At 59.5% G+C, this 23,270-nt stretch carries 23 protein-coding genes; 15 read left to right on the top strand and 8 right to left on the bottom strand.

What is annotated here, in order from left to right; all coding sequences use genetic code 11:
• The first annotated feature begins 81 nt into the window (after positions 1 to 81).
• Positions 82 to 843: a GNAT family N-acetyltransferase gene (locus ACF8YQ_RS04150; RefSeq protein ID WP_022991028.1), complete on the top strand. Its 762-nt coding sequence runs from the start codon at positions 82 to 84 to the stop codon at positions 841 to 843.
• Positions 844 to 858: 15 nt separating this feature from the next.
• Positions 859 to 1,677 carry a lysophospholipid acyltransferase family protein gene (locus ACF8YQ_RS04145; protein WP_396622664.1) on the top strand — a complete coding sequence of 273 codons (819 nt, stop codon included), beginning with the start codon at positions 859 to 861 and terminating at the stop codon, positions 1,675 to 1,677.
• Here the strand turns inward: ACF8YQ_RS04145 and ACF8YQ_RS04140 are convergent.
• The 4 genes from ACF8YQ_RS04140 to ACF8YQ_RS04125 form a co-directional block, all read right to left on the bottom strand.
• Positions 1,637 to 2,113 carry a peptidylprolyl isomerase gene (locus tag ACF8YQ_RS04140; protein ID WP_396622663.1) on the bottom strand — a complete coding sequence of 159 codons (477 nt, stop codon included), beginning with the start codon at positions 2,111 to 2,113 and terminating at the stop codon, positions 1,637 to 1,639. The genes ACF8YQ_RS04145 and ACF8YQ_RS04140 overlap by 41 nt on opposite strands.
• A complete protein-coding gene (locus ACF8YQ_RS04135; protein ID WP_396622662.1) occupies positions 2,113 to 4,326 on the bottom strand; it encodes an acetyl-CoA hydrolase/transferase C-terminal domain-containing protein in 2,214 nt (737 codons plus the stop codon). Before ACF8YQ_RS04135 ends, ACF8YQ_RS04140 begins: the two co-directional genes overlap by 1 nt.
• A gap of 140 nt (positions 4,327 to 4,466) precedes the next feature.
• Positions 4,467 to 4,820, bottom strand: coding sequence for a hypothetical protein (locus tag ACF8YQ_RS04130; protein WP_011785789.1), 354 nt, complete (start codon positions 4,818 to 4,820; stop codon positions 4,467 to 4,469).
• A gap of 233 nt (positions 4,821 to 5,053) precedes the next feature.
• Positions 5,054 to 6,091: an NADP(H)-dependent aldo-keto reductase gene (locus tag ACF8YQ_RS04125; RefSeq protein ID WP_153741554.1), complete on the bottom strand. Its 1,038-nt coding sequence runs from the start codon at positions 6,089 to 6,091 to the stop codon at positions 5,054 to 5,056.
• A 104-nt stretch (positions 6,092 to 6,195) separates the two neighbouring features.
• On the opposite strand from ACF8YQ_RS04125, the gene ACF8YQ_RS04120 reads away from it, so the two are divergent.
• Together ACF8YQ_RS04120 and ACF8YQ_RS04115 are read left to right on the top strand one after the other, a co-directional pair.
• Entirely contained in the window at positions 6,196 to 7,443 is a 1,248-nt protein-coding gene (locus ACF8YQ_RS04120) for a glycosyltransferase family 4 protein (RefSeq protein ID WP_396622661.1), read from the top strand.
• Complete coding sequence (locus ACF8YQ_RS04115) at positions 7,409 to 7,957, top strand: phosphatase PAP2 family protein (protein WP_014420729.1); 549 nt, start codon at positions 7,409 to 7,411, stop codon at positions 7,955 to 7,957. Before ACF8YQ_RS04120 ends, ACF8YQ_RS04115 begins: the two co-directional genes overlap by 35 nt.
• Before the next feature lie 384 nt (positions 7,958 to 8,341).
• Here ACF8YQ_RS04115 and dinB read toward each other — a convergent pair whose 3' ends face one another.
• Positions 8,342 to 9,403 (bottom strand): DNA polymerase IV, encoded by a 1,062-nt coding sequence (dinB, locus tag ACF8YQ_RS04110; protein ID WP_396622660.1) that lies wholly within the window; start codon positions 9,401 to 9,403, stop codon positions 8,342 to 8,344.
• Between the two features lie 112 nt (positions 9,404 to 9,515).
• On the opposite strand from dinB, the gene ACF8YQ_RS04105 reads away from it, so the two are divergent.
• The 5 genes from ACF8YQ_RS04105 to minE all read left to right on the top strand — a co-directional run bounded on the left by ACF8YQ_RS04105 (position 9,516) and on the right by minE (position 12,062).
• Positions 9,516 to 9,794 carry a DUF1244 domain-containing protein gene (locus ACF8YQ_RS04105; RefSeq protein WP_222198042.1) on the top strand — a complete coding sequence of 93 codons (279 nt, stop codon included), beginning with the start codon at positions 9,516 to 9,518 and terminating at the stop codon, positions 9,792 to 9,794.
• The gene (locus ACF8YQ_RS04100; RefSeq protein ID WP_379945124.1) at positions 9,794 to 10,183 is read left to right on the top strand and encodes a HopJ type III effector protein; all 390 of its coding nucleotides are present in this window, start codon (positions 9,794 to 9,796) and stop codon (positions 10,181 to 10,183) included. Before ACF8YQ_RS04105 ends, ACF8YQ_RS04100 begins: the two co-directional genes overlap by 1 nt.
• Positions 10,180 to 10,929, top strand: a complete 750-nt coding sequence (gene minC / locus ACF8YQ_RS04095) for a septum site-determining protein MinC (protein WP_396622659.1) — start codon at positions 10,180 to 10,182, stop codon at positions 10,927 to 10,929. The genes ACF8YQ_RS04100 and minC overlap by 4 nt, the downstream gene beginning before the upstream one ends.
• 65 nt (positions 10,930 to 10,994) lie before the next feature.
• Positions 10,995 to 11,807, top strand: coding sequence for a septum site-determining protein MinD (gene minD, locus ACF8YQ_RS04090; protein WP_011785799.1), 813 nt, complete (start codon positions 10,995 to 10,997; stop codon positions 11,805 to 11,807).
• A gap of 3 nt (positions 11,808 to 11,810) precedes the next feature.
• Entirely contained in the window at positions 11,811 to 12,062 is a 252-nt protein-coding gene (minE, locus tag ACF8YQ_RS04085) for a cell division topological specificity factor MinE (protein ID WP_011785800.1), read from the top strand.
• A 14-nt stretch (positions 12,063 to 12,076) separates the two neighbouring features.
• On the opposite strand, the gene ACF8YQ_RS04080 is transcribed toward minE, so the two are convergent.
• Positions 12,077 to 13,084, bottom strand: coding sequence for a DUF2804 domain-containing protein (locus tag ACF8YQ_RS04080; protein WP_396622658.1), 1,008 nt, complete (start codon positions 13,082 to 13,084; stop codon positions 12,077 to 12,079).
• A gap of 137 nt (positions 13,085 to 13,221) precedes the next feature.
• Here ACF8YQ_RS04080 and ACF8YQ_RS04075 point away from each other — a divergent pair, with 137 nt between their 5' ends.
• The 3 genes from ACF8YQ_RS04075 (at position 13,222) to ACF8YQ_RS04065 (ending at position 15,932) form a co-directional block, all read left to right on the top strand.
• Positions 13,222 to 13,947 carry an START domain-containing protein gene (locus tag ACF8YQ_RS04075; protein ID WP_396622657.1) on the top strand — a complete coding sequence of 242 codons (726 nt, stop codon included), beginning with the start codon at positions 13,222 to 13,224 and terminating at the stop codon, positions 13,945 to 13,947.
• A gap of 83 nt (positions 13,948 to 14,030) precedes the next feature.
• Positions 14,031 to 14,522 (top strand): HPP family protein, encoded by a 492-nt coding sequence (locus ACF8YQ_RS04070; RefSeq protein ID WP_014420722.1) that lies wholly within the window; start codon positions 14,031 to 14,033, stop codon positions 14,520 to 14,522.
• Positions 14,523 to 14,546: 24 nt separating this feature from the next.
• The gene (locus tag ACF8YQ_RS04065) at positions 14,547 to 15,932 is read left to right on the top strand and encodes a PhoH family protein (RefSeq protein WP_011785804.1); all 1,386 of its coding nucleotides are present in this window, start codon (positions 14,547 to 14,549) and stop codon (positions 15,930 to 15,932) included.
• Positions 15,933 to 15,935: 3 nt separating this feature from the next.
• Here ACF8YQ_RS04065 and ACF8YQ_RS04060 read toward each other — a convergent pair whose 3' ends face one another.
• Positions 15,936 to 16,943, bottom strand: a complete 1,008-nt coding sequence (locus ACF8YQ_RS04060; RefSeq protein ID WP_206854779.1) for an AraC family transcriptional regulator — start codon at positions 16,941 to 16,943, stop codon at positions 15,936 to 15,938.
• Between the two features lie 90 nt (positions 16,944 to 17,033).
• Between ACF8YQ_RS04060 and ACF8YQ_RS04055 the strand changes: the two genes are divergently transcribed.
• From ACF8YQ_RS04055 to ACF8YQ_RS04045, 3 genes are read left to right on the top strand one after another with little or no spacing between them, the layout of a single operon-like run.
• Positions 17,034 to 18,647, top strand: coding sequence for an FAD-binding dehydrogenase (locus ACF8YQ_RS04055; protein WP_396622656.1), 1,614 nt, complete (start codon positions 17,034 to 17,036; stop codon positions 18,645 to 18,647).
• 4 nt (positions 18,648 to 18,651) lie between these two features.
• Positions 18,652 to 19,839 (top strand): L-lactate dehydrogenase, encoded by a 1,188-nt coding sequence (locus tag ACF8YQ_RS04050; RefSeq protein WP_396622655.1) that lies wholly within the window; start codon positions 18,652 to 18,654, stop codon positions 19,837 to 19,839.
• Positions 19,836 to 21,494 carry an acetolactate synthase large subunit gene (locus ACF8YQ_RS04045; protein ID WP_396622654.1) on the top strand — a complete coding sequence of 553 codons (1,659 nt, stop codon included), beginning with the start codon at positions 19,836 to 19,838 and terminating at the stop codon, positions 21,492 to 21,494. Before ACF8YQ_RS04050 ends, ACF8YQ_RS04045 begins: the two co-directional genes overlap by 4 nt.
• A gap of 68 nt (positions 21,495 to 21,562) precedes the next feature.
• Here ACF8YQ_RS04045 and ACF8YQ_RS04040 read toward each other — a convergent pair whose 3' ends face one another.
• Positions 21,563 to 23,257, bottom strand: a complete 1,695-nt coding sequence (locus ACF8YQ_RS04040; RefSeq protein ID WP_396622653.1) for a methyl-accepting chemotaxis protein — start codon at positions 23,255 to 23,257, stop codon at positions 21,563 to 21,565.
• Positions 23,258 to 23,270: the final 13 nt, after the last annotated feature.

Here is a 23,270-nt window from a genome sequence, read left to right as displayed (position 1 = left end):
CAGAGACGTCACCCCGGCGTCACCCATCTGTCATACCCGCTTCATAGCCTTGACCTGAAACAGAAACACAGAGGCCAAGCCATGACTGCAACCACCGCGAGCCTTCAACCCCGCCGGGGCCGTAACCTGAGCACCGAACTGACCCGTGACCCGGAGCTCATAGAAGCGGCGCAGCGCCTGCGTTACCGGGTATTCTCCGAGGAGTATGGCAGCGATCTCGGCGCCACAATCCCGGGTATTGATGCCGATGCCTACGATGCGGCATGCGATCACCTGATCGTCACCGACGCAGACACCGGTGAACTGGTGGCCACCACCCGCATACTTCACCAGGACGATACGGCTTCCGTTGGCGGCTTCTACTCCCGAGGCGAGTTTGATCTCGCGGCTCTGGAAGCCCTGCCCGGAACACTGGCTGAACTCGGCCGCACCTGCGTGCACCCGGACTACCGCAATGGCGGCACCATCACGCTGCTGTGGTCAGCGGTGGCGGAGTACCTGGTGCAGCGCAACGTTACCCATCTGATCGGCTGCGCCAGTATCAGCATGGCCGACGGCGGGGCGAAAGCCTGGCATGTGGCCCGGCTTCTGCAACAACAGCATCTGTCTGAGCCGCATTGCCGGGTAACGCCAAAGCGCCAACTGCCACATCTTGCCCATCCGGAATCAGAACGCTCTGTGGACATACCGCCCCTGATCAAGGCGTACATGCGCCTGGGCGCAAGGGTCTGTGGCGAGCCTTGCTGGGATCCTGAATTCCGCTGTGCCGACATGCTGGTGCTGCTGGAGGTCAGTAACCTGGCCGGCCGCTACAGCCGGCACTTCCTGCGTCGCCCCGCCTGATTCGGAGGATTGCCGATGAGCTGGCTTCGACTGAGCTTTCGCTTAGCAATGTTTGCAGGCTTCCTTGTCGGAGCCTGCGCGCTGGCGGCTTTGCTCCGGATCTCCGATCTGGCCAGGACCAGACCGGTGGACAGGAATCCCTGGGCCACAATCTGTTTTCGGAAGGCATGTCAGTGCCTGGGCTGGCAGGTTCAGGTTTATGGCCAGCCCTGCCCGGAAAACGCCCTGTTTGTCGCCAACCACATCAGCTGGTCAGACATCCCGGTTCTTGGCAGCATCACGCCCATGCGGTTTCTGTCAAAAGCGGAAGTAGGTCAATGGCCGGTGATCGGCTGGCTGGCCCGGCAGGCCGGCACGTTGTTCATCAAACGTGGCGGCGGTCAGGCCAGAGCTATCAAAGCCAGTATCGCGCAATGCCTGCAGGCTGGAGAATCGGTGATGGTCTATCCCGAGGGAACCACCAGCACCGGGGTAGCCGTATTACCCATGCACGGACTGTTGATGAGCGCCGCCCGGGACAGCAACACGGCCATACAGCCAGTGTCCATCGGTTATCGGCGAGAACGGCGCCCTGACTCACTGGCGCCCTTTGTGGGCGATGACAGTTTCCACTGTCATCTGTTCAGGCTGCTGCGACAGCCACCGGGGCAGATCATCGTAATACTGCATCCGCCCCTTGGACCGGATCCGGATCTATCCCTGAATGAGCTGACCGGGTGCATACACCAGCAGATCAGCCAGGGCCTCGCCCGCATTCACTCGGGCGAGTTCGACCAGGTACCCGAACGCCCTCTCAGAGCAGCGGGCGACCCTGAGCTACCTCGTCTTCAGTAGCCTCGCGACGACCCACGATTTCCAGATCAAAATAAAGGGTGAAACCGGCCAAAGGGTGATTGGCATCCACTTTGACCAGGTTGCCGTCGATCGCCACCACCTGTACCACCTGGGCCTGATCACCGGAGTTAGTCTGGAATTTCATGCCCACATCCAGGTTTTCAACGCCCTCAAAGAGGGAACGGGGCACCTTGCGCACCAGGTCCTCGCGGTATTCGCCGTAGGCCATCTCCGGTGGCACGGTCACTTCCAGGCAATCACCTACGTTTCGGTCTTTCACCGCCTCCTGAATGCCGGCAATGATCTCGGGGCTGCCGTAGATAAAGTGCAGAGGCTCGCTGCCTTCAGACGTATCCACCAGCTCACCGATGCGGTTCTTGAGCACGTAATGGACGGTAAAAACATCCGGCCGGGTGTTCGGGTTATCGGCTTGCATCAGCTGTTTTCGCTTCCTGTCTTTGTCGCGGGTTCAAGTTGCTGCAGGCCATGTATCACCAGTTTGCGATCCAGCTTCTCCCGAATGCCTGAGGGGTTGTTTAACCCCATGCGTTCGAGCAGCACCGCGTACTGGCCAGTATCGTCTTCAGCCCGGATGGCCTGCCAAAGGGTCGCCAGTTTACCACGGGGAGTGGCGGTTGCGGCTTTCAGTCCTTTAAGGGCTTTCCCCAGGGTCAGCTCCTCATCGGTGAAATCCCGGCCGAACGGGAACGCCGGGAACCAGTCGCCCTTACCGGGTGCAGCCAAAGCCTGGCGAACCGACGCCGGCGTATTGTTCTGCCAGTCCGCGGGCAAGCGGAAATCGTCACGGACCTTGCCCGCCTTCTGGGCCTGTTTCAGCAAATCCGCCTGGAAACGGGAATCGGCAATACGGATCAGCGCCAGGAACACATCTTCGTCAGACCGCCCCCGCAAATCGGCAATGCCGTACTCCGTGATCACAATGTCCCTGAGATGTCTTGGAATGGTGCAATGGGCATAGTTGAATACAATGTTGGACACTACCTGCCCACCCGACATGCGGGTGGCTCTGAGAGCCAGGATGGAGCGCGCCCCGGGCAACTCATGGGCCATCGAAACAAAGTTGTACTGCCCCCCCACACCACTGACCACGCGACCATCATCCAGTCCGTCTGACACTGCCGCGCCATTGAGGGTGTACATCATCGCAGAGTTGATAAACCGACCGTGCAAACGCTGGGCGGCTTTGAGCTTCTGATCTCCGAAACGGTGATCGTAAAGGTGGTTGATGAAATTGACACTGGTCATGCAGATCTTGTCACGCCGCTCTGGCGACAGATCTCTCAGAGCCTGGTAGAAGGCCTCCGGCCCCACGTAGAAGCCCCCGTGCATGGCAATACCACCGCTGAGCCTTGAACCAAGACCCAGGGCCGCCAGCGCCTCACGGGTCTGATCCTGGCTGAGGTCTGCTTCTACAGCGTGATCTTCACTCAGGCGCAGGCGCCCGCCACGGAATTCCACCGTGTCCCGCAGAATGCCGTACTGAATCAGCCAGTTGACATCCCGCGCCCGCAATGGCGAATCGATCAGCCCTTCCCGGACCAGCACATCCAGCATGTCGAGCGACGGCGTCAGGGTAATCTCGCCCCGGTTGATCAGAGTCTGCAAACCGGCATGGTCAAATACTTCCCGCTTCAGGATGCCCTCCTGCATCAGATACAGGAAGCCATCCACCATCATTTCACTACAGCCATACAGGCCGGTCTCGAACGTACCGGTACCGCCGCAGCTGTCAACCACAGGGAACCTGGATCCCACATCCAGGTGGTCATAAACTGCGCGCCAGGCATCATTGTGCTTGTGGCGCAGAATGGCGTTGTGAACCAGCGAGGCTCCCAGTGAACCGATGCCAACCTGAAGGGTTCCGCCATCCTTCAACAGGCAGCTGGCGTAGAATCCGATGAGGTGATCAGACGGACTGATGGCCATCTGAGGAGCCGAGAATAACGGATAGTCTGTGGATGGATGACTGAAGAGAAGATCAAACTGCTGTTCCTCGACGGCTGCATGGTGGCCAAACCAGGGCAGGTACTGATTGATTTCAGCCACCATGGCCACCGGTACGCCCTGCTGTTCACGCTCCCGCAGCAGCGGCAGGATATCGAGTGACAGGTCCGGGTTACAGCTAAAGCTCACCTGGCCCGGAAAACCATTGGGCTCGCCTGGGGAAACCATCTGCCCCACCACATTCACACCCTGCGCCATCAGGTCGCGAACGGCATGGGTGTAGTTGGTGCATACGTAGTTTCGCTGCTGATTGCGATTGTTCAGGTAGCTGCCAGCTTTGAAGAAAAATTCAGACACCTGGACATTGCTTGGCAAGCGGTTATTGGCGACATCACGGGCATAGGCCAGCTCCGGAATATCGCCAAAAAGGCGCTTGGCGAAGGGCCCCATGAAACGTTTTTCCAGGGAAGAACTGCCCTCAGGTGCTAACAGGGAGAGCGCGGTCACAATATGCAGCTCAATGTCCGGATCATCCTTGGCACGCTGATAGAGCGCATTCACAAACCTCACCGGCTTGCCAAGACCAAGCGGCAAGCCCAGGGTAATGCGCTTACCAACCCGCTCAATCACCCGATCAACACACCGTTCTGCGTCGTCGCAATAGACTCCGTTCTCTGCTGCCATTACCGGCTCCTCGTCGCTTGAGAATCTCAATTAAGGTGGATGATCACACGGCAGATTCAAGCTGACAATGCGTCAGGTCATGACATTTTGACAAAGCGGAAGGGCGGGAGAAAGTTGGCAGGCACGCCAAAGAACAGCGGTCAGAACTTCCAGCGCAGGTTCAGGCAGGCCCCTTCGTTCAACAGGGCGATGCCGTGATCGGGCTGAGCCGGATCGGAAGCATAGGTCTTTTCAGCAGTGCGGGAGCGGCTGAGGCTCAGGCTGAGCAAACGGGAGCCGATAGCGGTAAGTGCATCGCTGCGGTCGTCTTCATAATCGCCGGACATCCATTCCTGAAGTTCGTAAACATCTTCGGCTGTCGTCATTTCGTCGCGCTCGGCCATCATGCGCTCGGAAAGCATTGGTTCCGACAACATGGGCTGCGCAGCGTCAGCCCGCATCGCAAAGGCGACGCTATTCAGGGCTAGGAGGACGACGAACAGGCGAAGAATCATGGCAACAGGAAATCCGGTATCGACATTGGCTTTATGTAATTCACAGTACCAAAGTCTAATGATTGCGACGAAGATTGGTGTGATTTTGCACACAATTTCGCCAGCGTTCCGTCGCCTGGCACCAGCTTTTTTGTCAATAAATGATCACTTATATTGCAGTATGTAACGACTCTGCCGCTGGTCGGAGCGGCAGGATCGCACCTGGCTACTGCAAGCCCCTGTTCATACAGTCTTCAAGGGCAGGGATAGGTGAACTCGGCATGGATCGCCTCGATGGCGGACACGAGGTCGGGGCTCAGAGTCACACTGGCTGACCCGATGTTCTCCCTGAGCTGCTCCATGGTGGTTGCGCCAATGATGTTACTGGTTACGAACTCCCGACTGTTCACCCAGGCCAGTGCCAGTTGGGCCGGCGTGAGACCATGCTGGTGAGCCAGCTCAACATAGGCCCTCGTGGCGTCCGCCGCCTGGTCATTGGTATAGCGACTGAACCGCTCGTACAGAGTCAGCCGGGCCTTTTCCGGCCATTTTCCCCCCAGGTATTTGCCGGTCAGCATGCCAAAGGCCAGCGGTGAATAGGCCAGCAGGCCGGTGCCTTCACGATGGGCAAACTCCGCCAGCCCCGCTTCAAAGGACCGGTTCAACAGGTTGTAGGGGTTCTGGATAGAGACCACCCGGGGCCAGCCACGCTGCTCCGCCAGGCGCAGGTACTGCATCGTGCCCCACGGTGTCTCGTTGGAAAGCCCGATGTGTCTGACCTTTCCTTCACGAACCAGTTCATCCAGTGCCTCCAGTGTTTCCTCAATGGGCGTCATCTGCTCATCGGGATTGCGGTCATAACCAAGCTTGCCAAAAAAATTGGCGCTCCGGTCCGGCCAGTGCACCTGATAAAGATCGATGTAATCCGTCTGCAGGCGCTTGAGGCTGCCCTCACAGGCAGAGCGGATATGCTCCCGGGTCAGCCTCGGGCCACCGCGCAAATACCCGAGGCCATTACCCGGCCCGGCCACCTTGCTGGCGATCACCAAGTCATCACGCTGGCCACGGCGGGCCAGCCAGTTGCCCAGATACTGCTCGGTCAGGCCCTGGGTTTCTGCCCTGGGTGGCACTGGATACATTTCAGCGGCGTCGATGAAATTGATGCCCTGCTCCATGGCATAGTCGAGCTGCTGAAAGGCTTCCTGCTCACTGTTCTGCTCGCCCCAGGTCATGGTTCCCAGGCAGATCAGGCTGACCTCGATATCTGTAAAGCCAAGTTTTCGCGTTTGCATGGAATCTCCTTGCAATAGGTCGATAAGAGACGGGGTAAAAACACGTAAACGGAATGTCACGGAGTTGTCGCATTTCTGTCATGGCGTCTTTCCATAGTAAAGGCATGACAGCAGAACCTTCAGGAACCCCCGTGACCGAAGCCCAGTTGACCGAACGGCGACCGCAACACATTACCATTGTTTCCGAGACGTTTCCGCCGGAAATCAATGGTGTTGCCAACACCATGCGGCACCTGTGTCAGGGGCTGATGCAACGGGGCCACCATGTAACCGTGGTGCGCCCCCGGCAGCCTCACGAACAGAAAGGGCTGTTTGAGAGTACCGGGAGCGGGTTGTTTTCCACCGAACTGGTGGTTAATGGCTTGCCTCTTCCCGGCTACGCAGATCTGCGCTTCGGTACCGCCCGCCCCTCGAGCCTGAAAAAGCTCTGGCAGAAACAGCGGCCCGACGGCATCTATGTGGCAACCCAGGGGCCACTCGGCGTGGCGGCAGTGAATGCGGCTCGCAGTCTCGCCCTGCCCGTCAGTTCCGGGTTCCATACCAATTTCCACCAGTACTCTCGCTATTACGGAGCGGGCCTGCTCGAACGTTTGCTGTGTGCCTACGGTCGCTGGTTCCATAACAGAACAGCCATCACCCTGGTGCCGACCGGTCGCATGCAGCGGGTTACCCGGGACATGGGGATCACCCGCACCGGCCTCTGGAGCCGGGGCGTGGATTGCCAGCGCTTCACCCCCCACAAACGCGACCAATCCCTGCGTCGGCAATGGGGGCTACACGACAACGAACGTGCCGTACTCTATGTCGGGCGCCTGGCTGCGGAAAAAAACCTGCGTATGGCTGTTGCCTGCTTCGAGCGTATCCGCGGCCTGCATCCTAATGCCCGCTTCGTGCTGGTAGGGGATGGCCCCATGCGCCGCTCCCTGGAAGACCGACACCCGGACTACATATTCTGTGGCACCCGACGGGGCGAAGATCTGGCCCGGCACTATGCCTCCGGTGACCTGTTCCTGTTTCCGAGCAAAACCGACACCTTCGGCAACGTGGTGCTGGAAGCCATGGCCAGCGGACTGGGCATCGTCGCCTTCGACGATGCGGCAGCCGCAGAACATATCCGACACGACGAAAACGGCATGAAGGCTGAACTGACAGACGACGAAGCCTTCATCAATCACGCCCTGAGACTGGCCGACCAGCCCTCACTATTGAACCGAGTCCGCGCCCAGGCTCGCCTGGACGCCCTCGAATTGAATTGGAGCAGCCAGATCGACCAGTTTGAACAGCTGGTTTTAAACCAAACTGCACAGGCCCGATACCATGGCATTAACAAGCAAGGCATCTCGCTTCTTTGAGTTGGCCGACCAGCGAGAATTCGCGGTCTGCCAGGCCATTAACCGCAGCGTACGATTCCGGCCAATTCTGGGGTATTTCCGAGTCGTCAGCCGACTTGGCGACGGTTGGTTCTGGTACGCACTGATTCTCTCACTGCCTTTCTACGCCGGGGACTATGGCCCGGCCCTGGCACTTCAAATGGCGCTTACCGGGCTCACCTGCACACTGACCTACAAGGCCCTGAAGCGCTGGCTGATCCGCGAACGGCCTTTTATTTCGTTTCCGGTTATTAACTGTGCAACGCCGCCACTGGACCGGTACAGCTTTCCCTCCGGCCACACCCTGCACGCGGTGTGTTTTCAGGCCATGCTGTTCGTTGCGCTCCCGGCCCTGGCCTGGTGTGTGCTTCCATTCACCTTGTCAGTGGCGGCATCCCGGGTCATTCTCGGGCTCCACTACCCCAGCGATGTCCTGGCCGGCGCCTTGATTGGTGGCACCATGGGCTGGGCCTCTATGCAGTGGCTGGCCGGCTGAGCCCAACCCAGGCAGTTGCCGCATTCTGGTCTACACTGATTCCGGAGAATCCTGCCGGAGCGAGTCATGAACACAAAGATCCTGCTGGTCACCGGGGCCGCAATTTTTTCTGGCGCTGGCGCTCCTGTGGCCGACCAATACCCCGCCACCCGAGTTACCACCAGCCGGAAACGCTCCGGATACCCAGGGAGCGCCAGGGGCCACAACAGCCAGCCTTGTTCATTCTTGTTCTCCTGCGATTGTTGTTTCGGGGCGGGCGTAGCCCGCAACGCTTACAGCAGGATAGCGTCACCTAAAAGCTAGAGGTGACACACTGTCACGTCAAAGCAGCAACCATACCGTTTTAACCTAAAAAATTGCCGGATATGACCGCAGGCACCGAAGTCAGTCAAACAGGCGCAACTGGGTGACCGGAGCGTCGTCATTGCGAAACCGGACACCCACACCCAGCAGGCGAACCGGGCGGTCTTTGGGCATCAGCTCTTCCAGCAGGGGCTGGAAATCCACCAGGGCCGGCTCGGTGACCGACTCCCGAACCCGCTCCAGCGTGTGGGTGGAAAAATCGCTGTAGCGGATTTTCACGAACAGCTTGTGTATCGGCTTGTGCCGGCCCTTACGCGAGAGCCGGAGATTGAGATCGGCAACCAGGGCCGGCATCACGGTATCGCAGGCACTCCGGTCAGGAAGGTCCTGGGAAAAGGTGCGCTCGACGCTCACCGACTTGGCCACCCGCGACACCACAACGGGGCGGTCGTCCCGGCCATGGGCCATTTCAAACAAACGATAGCCCTGCTTGCCGAACTTCTCGATCAACACGTCGGCACCCAGTGCCTGCATATCGCCACAGGTTTTCACACCCAGGGCGTGCAGCCGGGCCGCGGTTACCTGCCCCACACCGAACAGCTTTTCCACCGGCAGCTCGTGCACGAAGCCGGCTACCTCCGGCGGCGTAATCACAAACAGACCATCGGGCTTGCGCCAGTCACTGGCAATTTTGGCAAGGAACTTGTTGGGGGCCACGCCGGCGGAAATGGTAATGCCGACTTCCCTGCTCACCCGCTCCCGCAGGTGCCGGGCCATCAGGGTGGCACTGCCCTTGAACGCGTCAACATCGGTCACATCCAGAAACGCCTCATCCAGGGACAAGGGTTCAACCAGATCGGTCATCTCCCGCAGTATCGCCATCACCTGCTGGGAAACCGCCCGGTAACGGCCCATGTCCGGCGGTACCGTGACCAGGCCGGGGCACAACCGCCGGGCCTCGCTGCCGGGCATGGCCGAACGCACGCCAAAAGCCCGGGCCCGGTAGTTGCAGGTGGTCACCACACCACGGCCGCCCTCGCCACCCACCGCCAGCGGAACATCCCGCAAGCTTGGGTCGTCACGCATCTCGACGGCGGCATAGAAGCAGTCGCAGTCCACATGAATGATCTTACGCTGGGCCATAGGGGCGGGCTCACGTTAACAATCTGTACGTTTATACAGCCTTGTATCTTACGGTAACATGCCGAGAATGTCAGGAAATCCCGATAGTCCCGGCAAGCAACAGCGAGGCCCCATGAGCAACCCGATTCCCGAGTCTGAACGCACCGAAATCGAAGCCGCCGCCTTCCGGCGCCTGGTCCAGCACCTGCGTGAAAACACCGACGTCCAGAACATCGACCTGATGAATCTGGCGGGTTTCTGTCGCAACTGCCTGTCCAAATGGTATCGGGCCGAAGCGGGAGAGCGGGGGTTCGACATTTCAGATCCCGCCGCACGGGAAGAAATCTACGGCATGCCCTACGAAGAATGGAAAGCCAACTACCAGACCGGCCCCAAGCAGGATCACAAATAATGAATGTTAATGAAGCGGTTCGTATCCACCTGGCCTCAGTGCAGGCCGGTCATGCCGATTTCGACGACACCCTGGCACTGATCAATCAGTATTTTGAATTTCGGCCCACCGGTTTCAGCAACGGCCCGCTTCGCAACGAGACTGGCGAAAACGCTGGCTCCTGCCGGCTCTTCGGCCTGGGTCAGTACTGTAATCTGAGCGAGACCGACACCCTGCGCCTGTTCGCCCAACACTACGAGCAGGTGCTCGGCGACCCGGCCGGGGACAGCCATGGTAACATCCGCCAGTTTATCAGCACGGGCTGGTCCGGCATCCGTTTCGATGCCCCTCCGCTGCGCGCCCTCGGAGATGCCCATGCCTCAGACACCGGAGAACAGGTCCATCCATGAGCGATTCCGCAGCCACCGACACAAAACAGAGCTTTCAACTGAAGAGTGCCAGTGTTTCCCTGACCGCCCTTGAGCTTTACTACTTCGACAACGACGAATTTGAAGCCAATCTTCGGGACAAGATCAGCCAGGCGCCGGGCTTCTTCAAAGACATCCCGCTGATTATCAGCCTGGAGAAATACGAAGGCCTGGACAGCGAACTCGATTTTTTCAAGATGATCGGAACCTGCCGCCGTCACAACATTCACGTGATTGGCGTTCGTGCCGCCAACGACGATCAGCGCCGGCTTGCCCGGGGAGCCTCCCTGGCACTGCTGCCCGGCGGCAGCCTGAAAGAAAAGCCGGCCCAGGAAGCCCCGGCAGAAGCCGAACCGGAAGCGGCCGCTGCACAGGAGCCTGCAAACGAACCGGCACCGGCAAAAATCATCAATCAACCGGTTCGATCGGGCCAGCAGGTATACGCGCCGGAAGGCGATCTGATCATCCTTGCGCCGGTGCAGGCCGGAGCCGAAGTTCTGGCTGCCGGCAATATTCATGTTTACGGCCCCTTACGCGGACGGGCGCTGGCCGGCATTCACGGTGCCGAGTCTGCCCGGGTGTTCTGCCAGTCACTTGAGGCGGAGCTTGTGTCCATCGCCGGACACTATAAAATCTCCGAAGATCTTCAGGACATTGGCTGGAAAAGTGCTGTGCAGATCCAGCTCAGGGACGATGTGCTGGTGGTGACGCCACTGGACAAGGCCTGATGTTGTGACAACCGATAACAACAGTTGAAACCATGACGAATCCACCGAGAAACAGGAACTGAACCTTGGCTAGAATCATTGTCGTTACCTCAGGAAAAGGCGGCGTGGGCAAAACCACCACCAGCGCCTCCATCAGCACTGGTCTGGCAAAGCGCGGCCACAAGACCGTCGTGATTGATTTCGACGTGGGTCTGCGCAACCTGGACCTGATCATGAACTGCGAACGCCGGGTGGTGTACGACTTCGTTAACGTCATTCAGGGCGAAGCGACTCTCAACCAGGCCCTGATCAAGGACAAGCGGGTAGAAACGCTCTACATCCTGCCTGCGTCCCAGACCCGCGAGAAGGAAGCTCTCACCAAAGATGGTGTGGAGAAGGTCATCAACGAACTGTCCGAAACCTTCGACTACATCGTGTGCGACTCCCCGGCCGGCATCGAACATGGCGCCCTGATGGCGCTCTACTATGCCGACGAGGCGATTGTCGTAACCAACCCGGAAGTCTCATCGGTACGGGATTCAGACCGCATCCTGGGCATACTGCAGAGCAAATCCCGGCGAGCGGAAATGGGCCAGGACCCGGTCAAGGAACACCTGCTGCTGACCCGCTACAACCCGGACCGGGTAGAAAAAGGCGAGATGCTGTCGGTACAGGATGTTGAGGAAATCCTGGCCATTCCCCTGCTGGGCGTGATTCCCGAGAGCCAGATCGTACTGAATGCCTCCAACCAGGGCCTGCCGGTCATTCTGGAGGAGCAAAGCGATGCCGGCCAGGCCTATGAAGATGCCGTTGCGAGGCTGCTGGGCGAGGAACGGGAACACCGTTTCATGACGTCCCAGAAAAAAGGCTTCTTCTCACGGATGTTCAAAGGGGGCTAAGGGATGAGTTTTTTCGATTACTTCAGAAGCAAGAAAAACAGTACGGCCAGTGTCGCCAAGGAGCGACTGCAGATTATCGTGGCCCATGAGCGGGGCCAGCGTGAACAGCCGGACTACCTGCCCCAGCTGCAGCAGGAGTTGTTGCAGGTGATCCGCAAGTACGTTCAGATCAGCGACGACATGGTACAGGTGGAGGTGGATCGCAATGACCACTGCTCCGTGCTGGAATTGAACGTCACCCTGCCCGAAAAGTGATGGCTACGCCTGGTTTACCACCGGGCAAAGTGATCTTCTATCAATCCCCGTAACCCGTTTACGGGGATTTTTTTGCCGCTTTCATCCGCAACCGTACCCTGGAAAGTGCCCACAAACTGACGGAAATTGGAGGCAATAACCCAGGCGTTGAGCTTTTCCCGGCGCGCGCCAGCGGGCACGAAACGGAGGTCAACGCGGCCATCGTCGGTGGTGACCCGCCAGTCTGCCCCGGGCTGATAGCGATCAAACTCGAATCGGGCCGGCCCCAGCAGAATGCGACGTCCGTCGAGCCACAGCGCGTTCTCGGTCATCCCGGTCTCGTTCACACCAGCGGCCAGGTTCAGCCCCACTGAAACACCATTGTCGGCAACCCCAGCCAGACTGGCCCAGTTCCAGGCGGTTTCCCGGCGCATGAAGCCGCAGCTCCAGTCGATGGACCCACGGGTAGACTCATCGCAACGCCAGACCACATCGCCCAGGCGCACTTCACCGTCCACCGTCAGCCCGGCCGATTTCCGGGTGAACACCCAGCCGTTGTATCCGGCCGGCGACACCAGCCGCAAGGGTTGTTCGGTGTCCCGCAACTCAAGATCCACCCGGATATTACCGGGTCCGCTCACTCTCACATTCCGACCGCCGGTGGCCGGTTCAATGGCCATGCTCAAGTCGCCTTTGCGGAACCGGGCGTGACCGCGTTCGGGATAGGGCTCTATGTTCGTGTTCCTGGCCAGAGGCTGTAAAAACGAATGCTCGAACATCTGTCCTCTCTCGAAATCGAACAGATAGAAAAAGCCATTACCCACCAGGTTCAGATCCACAATAGCCAGGCCGAACACCCAGCCCGGCGCCATCGCACTGACAAACTGGAACTGGTTGAAACGCCAGTGTCTGGCCAGGCGGGTGCGAGGCTTGTCCATCACCGTGCGCAGGTCGTAGTCGAGATAATTGATGGTGTCGACAGGGTGCTCCATCAGCCCTGGCGTTATTCGTCCGCGGGCATCTACCAGTTTCTGTGTTGTCATAATGTTCGTCAGATCAGGCCAATCGTGGTGTGCGTTGTGTAACTAAGCTACCTGGTTCACAAACCCCCGCATTCACAGGCGGGGGGCATTGCGCCCCGTGGTAGACTCGGCTCACTCTTACAACGGAAGTTTAGCCTATGACCACAACCAGAGCCCACGGCGTTAGCCGCCTGATTTCCGGCATTATGGGCCTGTTGATGACCTTGTCTGTGTCCGCCAGTGAAACCGTCCCGTTGCCATCGGAAGATGCCGAGGCCTGGTCACTGCGCAAGGAAGTGGACAATGTGCGGATATACACCATGGCGCGGGAAGGCTCGGGGTTCGAGGCTTTCAAGGCAGTAGCGGAACTGGACGTTCCTATCGAGAACCTGATGGCCGTCATGGTCAATCCGGAATCCTGTGAGGAATGGGTACACAACTGCACCGAATCCCATGCCTTTGGCCAGGGGGACTTCCACGATCGCTATGCCTATTCGGTCAACGATATGCCGTGGCCGGTAGCCGACCGTGATTATGTACTGCGCATCCGTACCCGCGGCGACGCGTCCACCGGCGAGATTTTCATGGACCTCAACGCCACTCCCAACATGCGGGCCGAGTTCAACAGTCGCGTGCGGGTGGACCGCTCCGACACACTCTACCGGTTTACCCCGGAGGGCGACCGAACCCGAATGGTCTGGGTGCAGCACACCGAACCCAACGGCGCATTGCCCGGGTGGCTGGTCAATAGCCTGATTGTCGATATACCGGTCAAATCCATCCTCGCACTGGAAGCTGTCGCCAAACAGGATCGCTATCAGGGTTACCAGTTGCAATGGGGCGAAGACGGCACATTGCAGGGCGTAAGCCCGAAAGCCCGTTAACCCGACCCACAATGCAGGGGTGACGGCAGGCCACGGAACGGCTAAGCTTCATCAAAAGCACAGCAAACGGAAGATGCCCGCACATGAGTGTTCTCGCCCATGAGATCATGACCCCGACCATCAAGGCTGTCCCCCACAACTGGACTATGGATCGCCTCGCCAGGTTCCTCACCGACAACGAAATCACCGGCAGCCCGGTTACCGACGACAACGGCGACATCATCGGCATAGCCACCCTCAAGGACATTACCGAATTCCGTTGGAATGCCTCCCGTTCCGGCGATCAGCCCAGGCTGACCGAAGAGGAGCAGGAAGAGGCCCGGCGTCTGCGTATGGTCATCTTCGAAGAGATGGGCAAGGTTCCGGTTGAAGTCCGGGACATCATGACGCCCATTGTTTTGTCGGTTGACGAAGACACGCCAGTGCGAGACATTGCCAATATCATGATGCGAGAGCACCTGCACCGGATCTTTGTCACCCGGGATTCAAAAATCACCGGTATCATAACCACTTATGACATGCTGAAACTGATCTCCGACAGAGACCTGACGCAACGCTGCGCCGAGACCGACTGAGCCACCAGAGAGGTAGCGCCCCCTATGCCAAGAGCACCGCAAGCTCGCCGGAAAATGTATGTCCTCGACACCAACGTCCTGATTCACGACCCGAATGCCCTCCTGAACTTTGAAGAACATGATGTCATCATTCCGATGACCGTCCTCGAAGAACTCGACAGCCTGAAATCCGGCAAACAGACGGTTGCCGCCGACTGCCGCCAGGCCATTCGAAACATCGACAAACTGCTGGGTGATGCCAGCCCCAAGGACATCGAGAAAGGCGTGCCTATTCTGCGCGGCAAGAAAGCGGACCCACTGGGCACCCTCTCAATCATCATGAGCACCGAAGGTGCCGGCAATCACTCACTGCCGGAGCACCTGAACGACAACAAGATCATCAACACCCTCGCCGCCCTGCAGGCACGCCACAAGTCCCGGGATATCATCCTGGTCAGTAAAGACATCAACATGCGGTTAAAGGCCCGCGGCTTTGGTGTCGAAGCCCAGGACTACCACAACGACCAGCTACTTGACGACATTGACCTGCTGCCCAAGGGCTACAAGGAGTTCCCGAACTCGTTCTGGGACGGTATCGCCAAGGTGGAAACCATACAGCGGGAGGGAGTGACGGAACACCTGCTCAAACGCGAAGGGGAACTGGCGAAACTGAACATCAACGAGTTCGTGATTGACGAGCAGGGCTTCATCGGCAAGGTAGTTGATATCTCCGAGGACCAACTGGTGCTCAAGGATCTGCACCAGCATGACCTGATGAATGAAGAAGTCTGGGGCCTGGTGCCCAGGGATATCTATCAGGCCATGGCCCTGAACCTGTTACTGGACCCCGACATCCACCTGGTGAACCTGACCGGCTCGGCGGGTTCCGGTAAAACCATTCTGGCCCTGGCCGCCTGTATTGAAATGACCGTGGCCAGCAAACTCTACAAACGCATCATCGCGACCCGCTCTACCCAGGGCCTGGATGAGGATATCGGTTTCCTGCCCGGTACCGAAGCCGAGAAAATGGAACCCTGGCTGGGTGCGATCGTGGACAACCTGGAAGCTTTGCACGAAGACGATGAGAACATGACCGCCAGCGTCGACTACATCCTCAGCAAAGTGCCTCTGCACTTCAAATCCATGAACTACATCCGGGGCCGCAGCTTCCAGCACAGCCTCATCATCATCGATGAATCGCAGAACCTGACCCCGCACCAGATCAAGACCATCATCACCCGGGCCGGTAACGGCTCCAAGGTGATCTGCCTGGGCAACCTGGCGCAGATAGACACCCCCTATCTGAGCCCCCTGAGTTCCGGCCTGACCTACATGACTGAGCGCTTCAAGGGCTTCCGCCACGGCGGTCACATCCATCTGCAAGGCGTGCCCCGTTCGGTACTGGCAGAGTTTGCCGAAGCCAATCTGTAGGTTTCAGTGCGCCCCCTGTTTGCGCCAGCGAGCCGGGGGCATGCCAGTCCAGCGATGGAATGCCCGGTAAAAGGTACTGGCCTCTGCAAATCCGAGCGATAAAGCGATCTCTGCCAGGGACAACCCCGATTCCCGCACCGCCGCCAGGGCGAGCTCCCGGCGCACCTCGTCCAACAAGCTGTTGAACGTATAGCCCTGTGCCTCCAGCCGACGGGCCAACGTACGTTCGCTGAGCCCCAACATCCTGGCCGCTTCTGCCCGTCGTGGAAGGTTTGGCCCCATCCGGGCGACCAGCCATTGTCGAAGATCCTCTGCCGACACAGCGCCCTTTTCCAGCGCCGCCAGCCGTCCTGCATTGTACTGTTCATGTACACGGGCAAGGGCCGGATCTGCCTGTGGTAAAGGCCTGTCCAGCACCTCATTACCCACCAGCAAACCACTGAACGCCTGCTCAAACTCCACCGGGCAACCAAACACCTCCCGGTACCCTGACAGTGGCCCCAGACGGGCCTGACTAAATTGCACTCGCACAGGCCCAACCGCAGAACCGGCAATCCAGTCGGTCAGGCTGACCACGGCCGACAGCACGGCTTCAATCTGATGCGGACTGAACGCCAGACGCCCCTGCCGGGGGTGGTAGACAATCCAGGTGCCCTTGCTACCCGGTATCATCTGGAAGCGACCGCCATCAGAGATCAGCCGCTGGTATTTCTGGACCAGGGTGATGGCTTCGCGCAGCGTGGCGGCGCTCTGCATGGCGAAACTGACCGCATCAATACTGGCCGGCCGCACCCCGGCGCCAACTTTCAGACCAAACCCGGGATCCCGCGTGCACTGCTCAGCGGCGTGCCAGAGACGGGTAATGAAGTCGATGGGCCATCGTTCGAGAGACAGGGCCCCGGCCGGCAGACCAGCGGTTTCCAGCAACAGGTTCTCAGGAACGCCCAGATTCTTCGCGGCATCGATCACGGTATTGACCCAGCCCATCGATACGGTGGCTTCTAACGTCAATTATTATGGCCTCTGAAGTCAATTCAGAACCGATCATAGCGTTATATGGTCTGTAACAACAAAATCAAAAATACAATCCGGAAACGCACCATGGTGAAACCTGTTAGCTCAGACCTTTTGATTGCCGGCGGCGGACTGGCGGGCATTGTCACCGCCCTGGAAGCTCTGCGGGCTGGCAAGTCCGTAACCATTGTTGATCGTGACAGCCCCGAACGCTTCGGAGGTCTGGCGCTGTGGGCCTTTGGCGGCATGATGCTGATTGACACGCCGCTGCAGCGGCGTATGAAAATCGCCGATTCGCCGGAACTGGCGCTGAACGACTGGCTGCGTTTCGGCGAACTGGACCCGAACGATGAGTGGCCCATGCAGTGGGCCCGCTACTACGTTGAACATTCCCGCACCGACGTACACGACTGGCTCGCCAACGAGGGCATCAAATTCATGCCGGCAGTGAACTGGGTAGAGCGAGGCCGGTTTGGCGATGGCAACAGCGTGCCCCGGTACCACATCACCTGGGGCACCTCCCGAGAACTGGTGCGCTGCATGGTCAATGCCCTGCACGAAGCCAACACCAGTGGCAGACTGGCCATTCATCACCGGCACCGAATTACCGCACTCGACCATCAGGCCGGTGAGGTCTACGGCGCCGTTGCCATCAACGAGGAAACCGGCGAAGAAGTGCGGTTTGAGGCTCCGAACGTGGTGCTGGCTATGGGCGGTATCAACGGCAGCCACGCCGAGTGCCGTACCAACTGGCCCAGACATCGTCCGCAACCGGACACCATGCTCAACGGTGCCCACCCGTTTGCCGATGGCAAACTGCACCACTGGGCCAAAGACCACCTGGGCGCGCGCATTACCCACGCCGGCGAAATGTGGAACTACGCGGCCGGCTTTCCCCACCCCTACCCGCATTTCCCGGGCCATGGCTTGTCTACCATTCCATGTAAATCCGCGCTCTGGCTGAACCACCGGGGCGAGCGCATCGGGCCGGAGCCCCTGGTGACCGGCTTCGATACCCACTGGCTTTGCCAGCGCGTGGCCGAACAGGAAAAACCCTGGACCTGGCACCTGCTGAACCGGCGTATCGCCCTGAAAGAATTTGCCATCTCCGGTGCCGAACACAACGCCCGCATCCGGGACAAGCAATTCCCCCTGTTCCTGAAAGAACTGCTGCTGGGTAACAAACCGCTGGTGAATCAGATGCAGAACGAAAGCCGTCACTTCCTGGTGGACGACACTCTGGAAGGGCTGGCGAAGAAAATGAATGCCCTGACCTGCTCTCTGGACATTGACGCTGCCACCCTGAAAGCCACCGCCGATGCCTTCGATGCCAATTTCAGCAAGGGCAATCAACTGAACAACGATCCGCAAATCCGCATGATTCGCCACGCCCGCCAGTGGGGGCCGGACCGGCTGCGCACCTGCAAACCAGCGCCGCTGCAGAAGCCAGGGGCCGGCCCCTTCATCGCCATCCACATGCAACTGACCACCCGCAAGAGCCTGGGCGGCCTGCGTACCGACCTGCAAAGCCGGGTGCTGGATGCCAGCGGCCAGCCCATCCGAGGCCTGTACTGTGTGGGTGAAGCGGCCGGTTTTGGTGGCGGCGGCAGCAACGGCAAGCGATCACTGGAAGGCACCTTCCTGCCCGGTTGCATTCTGACGGCCCGGGCAGCCGCCCGTTCCATCACCAACGGAGGCTGACACCATGCCCCTGAGTTATCCAGCCACCGCCGCCGATTACCAGAAACTCGCCCGCCGTAAACTGCCCCGTTTTCTGGCGGATTATCTGGACGGCGGAGCCACCGAAGAGCAAACCCTTCGGACCAATGTCCGCGGCTGGCAGGATATCGCCCTGCGCCAGCGTGTGTTGATTGATGTCGATAACGTGGACACCCGCACCGAGCTGGCCGGCCAATCCTGCAGCATGCCAGTTGCCTTGGCGCCCCTGGGGCTGGCCGGCATGATGGCACAACGGGGAGAAGCCCAGGCGGTAAAAGCCGCCAATGCCGCCGAGGTACCGTTCACCCTATCCACCGTTGGCATCTGCCCGCTGGACGAAGTGAAAGCCGCCGCCAATGCACCCTTCTGGTTCCAGTTGTACATGATTCGTGACCGGGAGCACGTAGACACCCTGCTGAAAAAAGCCTGGAATGCCGGCTGCCAGACCCTGATTTTCACCATCGACCTGCCCCTGCCCGGCCCCCGGCATCGGGACACCCGTAACGGTCTGAACAGCGCCGGCGCCCGTTCCGTTGCGCTCAAAGCGCAGCAGCTTCTATCGAGGCCCGGGTGGCTATGGCAGGTAGCAATAAAAGGTAAACCCCTCACCTTCGGCAATCTGAGTGACGCGGTGCCAGAGGCCAGTAACCTGGATTCCTTCAAGCAGTGGGTCGATACCCAATTCGATGCCTCCGTCACCTGGCAGGCCATCGAATGGCTGCGGGAACGCTGGCCCGGCAAGCTGATCCTGAAAGGCATTCTGGAAGTGGACGATGCCAAAGCAGCCGTCAACGTAGGTGCCGATGGCATCGTGGTGTCCAACCACGGCGGTCGCCAGCTCGACGGTGTAGCCGCCACCGCCAGCAAACTCCCTGATATCGTTGCCGCCGTTGGTCAAGACACCGAGATCCTGGTGGATGGCGGCATTCGCAACGGCGTGGACGTTTTCCGGGCCCTCGCCCTGGGGGCCAACGGCGTGATGATTGGCCGGCCCTGGGCCTGGGCCCTGGCGGCGGAAGGCCAGGCCGGATTAACCCGGCTCCTGAACACCTTGCAGCAGGAACTGAAACTGGCCATGACCCTGACCGGTGTCACCAGAATTGCCGATATCAACGAGACCCATCTCGACCGGACCAATACAAACGAATTGACCCAAGCTGGAGAACAACAATGACCAACGGCGCTCAGGCACTCATGAAAACCCTGGTGGATTCGGGTGTTGAAGTCTGTTTTACCAACCCGGGCACCAGCGAAATGCATTTTGTCGCCGCCCTGGACAGCGAACCCGGAATGCGGGCGGTACTGGCCCTGTTTGAAGGCGTCGCCACCGGTGCCGCCGACGGCTACGCCCGGATGGCGGACAAACCCGCTGCTACCCTGCTGCACCTGGGCTGTGGCCTGGGCAATGGCCTGGCGAACCTGCACAATGCACGCAAGGGTAAGGTACCGGTGGTCAACATTGTTGGCGACCATGCCACCTACCATGTGAAATACGACGCCCAGTTGCAGTCTGACATCGAAACGGTCGCTCGCAACATCTCCCCCAATTTTGTGCGCACGTCACAAAGCACAGAAGCTCTTTGCCAGGATGCCGCCGAAGCCATCACCGCCGCCCGGGGCCTGCCAGGGCAGGTAGCCACCCTGATTCTGCCGGCGGATGTGTCCTGGGGCGAAGGCGGCAAGCCTTGTGCCGCACCCACTCAACCGCAAGCGCCTGCAGCTGAAGATAGCGCTGTTAAAGCGGCCGCCGAGGCCATCAGGAGCGGTAAGACAACCGCCCTGCTGCTGGGTGGCCGCGCCCTGCGTGAGCCCGCCCTGCTGGAGGCGGCACGCATCGCCGCCCACAACGGTGTCACCCTGTTTGCCGAAACCTTCCCAACCCGCATTGAACGGGGCGCCGGCCTGCCGCCGGTGGAGCGGATCGCTTACCTGGCGGAACTGGCTACCCTGCAGCTCTCCGAGTTTGACCACCTGATTCTGGTGGATGCCAAGGCCCCGGTATCCTTCTTCGCCTATCCGGGCAAACAAAGCTACCTGGTGCCAGACAACTGCACGGCTCACACTCTGAGCACACCGGAGCAGGATGCCACCGCCAGCCTGAAAAAGCTGGCCGATACTCTCGGTGCCAGCAATGCCCAACCCAAGCTGCAGGCGCCCGGCCGCCCCGGCCTGCCCAAAGGTAAACTCACCGCCGAAAAGGTTTGCCGGGCGGTGGGCGAACTGATGCCCGAGAACAGCATTATCGTGGATGAAGCCATCACCTCCGGCCTGATGCTGAACGCCATGACCGCAGGCTCGCCACGGCACGACCTGATCACCCTCACCGGCGGGGCCATCGGGCAAGGCATGCCCAACGCCATCGGCGCAGCCATCGCCTGTCCGGATCGCCAGGTTTACGCACTGATCGGTGACGGCACCGCCATGTATACCAACCAGGCCCTGTGGACCATGGCGAGGGAAAATCTGAACGTGACCACCATCATCTTCAACAACGCCTCCTACTCGATCCTGAACGTAGAACTGGAACGGGTTGGCGCAGAAGAAGCCGGTGCCAAGGCGAAATCACAGCTCGACATCAGTGGCCCGGTCACCAACTACGCGTTACTGGCCCAGAGCATGGGCGTGCACGGCACCCGGGTAACCACGGCGGAAGAGCTGATCAAAGCCATGGAATACGCCAAACACAACCCCGGCCCGCACCTGATTGAAGCGGTGGTACCGGAATCCTTGAATGGCGTAAAAAGAAAGGTGCTGCCCTGGCTGCTGAAGTCGCTGCCGAGCCTGCCAAGGCCGCTGACCAAGGCGCTGAAGAAGAAGATTGCGCCCTGACCAGGGCAAAAAAGGCGCAGATCACTTTCTTGACAGCGCCTTTCATGCAACCGCATGTCTAATTCTGCTCAGACCCGGTAGCGGCTGACCTCGTCGGTCAGGTCACCGGCCAGCGCCTTGAGGCGCTGGGTCGCTTCGCCGGCGCGACGGGTTCCCTGGGCAGTCTGTTCCGAGATTGCCACGATTTCGTGGACATTCTGGTTGATGGTTTCCGACACGCTGGTCTGCTCTTCCGCAGCACTGGCAATCTGGGTGTTCATATCGGTAATCGTGTTCACGGCCTGGGAAATACGCTGCAGCGCTTCGTTCACCTGGCGGGTTTCCTCCACCGTTTCCTCGCTGCGCTGGCTGATGGCGCCGATCAGCGTTACCGCCTGCTGGGCACCTTTCTGCAGCCGCTCAATGGTCGCCTGGATCTCCTGAGTGCTCTTCTGGGTCCTGCTTGCCAGCGTACGTACCTCGTCGGCAACCACGGCAAAGCCACGGCCGGCTTCTCCGGCCCGAGCCGCCTCGATGGCAGCATTCAGGGCCAACAGGTTGGTCTGATCGGCAATCTCCCGAATAACCTCCAGCACGCTGTCGATCTGGCGGGAGTCGGTGCCCAGTTTTTCAATGACCTGAACCCCCTCTTCCACCTGTTTGGATAGCCCACCAATCACCTCGATGGCCTGGTACACCAGCCCCTGGGCATCGGTTACCTGAGCGGTAGCGTGGCCAGCCGAATCCGACGCTTCACTGGCATTACCGGCCACTTCCTGGGCTGCGGCGGTCATCTCGTTCATGGCGGTGGCTACCTGATCACTTTCCGATTTCTGGCGCTCAACGCCCTGCTCGGCTTCCACCATGACCTCGTTCAACTCGCCGGTGGTGTCATTCAATGTTTCGGCCGACTGGCGGACCTGGCGGACCAGCCCATGTACCTGATCCGCAAAGCTGTTGAATGCCGTGGCCAGTTGGGACAGCTCATCCCTGCCCGAGACGTCGAGCCGACGGGTAAGATCCCCGTCGCCACTGGCAATGCCATTCATCGCCGTCACCGCCGACTTCAACGGGCGGATAATGCCGCGAACCACTACGAGGGCCAGAAAGACGATAATCGCCAGGGCGATCAGGGAGGTGGTCACCGAACCAATGATTGCCTCACCCAGGGAGTCTCCAACCCGCTGTTCCATGGAAGCAACCTGAGACTCCAGGCCGTCAATCCAGAATCCGGTGCCTATCATCACGCCCCATTTCGGCAGCATTTCGGCATAGCCTAACTTGGGGGCTACGTTACCGGTCTCCGGGTGTTTCCAGCCATAGGGTACATAGCCGCCACCATTGCGCGCAGCCTCGATCAGTTCGCGAATCAGGTAGGTGCCGTTCGGGTCCTGAAAGCCCCAGAGGTTACGGCCTTCCAGGGCGGAATTGACACCATGCATCACCGAAACACCTTCCGTGGTATAGGCGAACAGATAGCCCTCACTGCCGGAGTCGTCAAAACGCAGTTGCCGCAAGATGTCCCAGGCCTGCTGCTGGACCTCAGGATCATTGGCCGAGCCCGGCTGCTCATAAAGGTGCTGGATGGACGTTTTTGCCAGCTCCAGATAGTTGCGCAGCTCTTGGCGCTTGCTGGCCTCCATGTCTTCCGAGAAGCTTGCAACCGCCTGCTCTCCGATCGAGCGGGCCTGATTCAGGTTGTAAGTGGTCAGCAATGCAGTCAGAACAATAACCGGCACCAGTGCCAGCAACAGCACCCTCGCCTGGATGGTCAGATTCTTCATGTGGTGTGTTTTC

It is taken from the genome of Marinobacter sp. W-8, from assembly GCF_044342215.1.
GTDB lineage: Bacteria > Pseudomonadota > Gammaproteobacteria > Pseudomonadales > Oleiphilaceae > Marinobacter > Marinobacter nauticus.
Note: the sequence above shows the minus strand (reverse complement) of the source record. Positions and strands in the feature narration are given on the sequence as shown.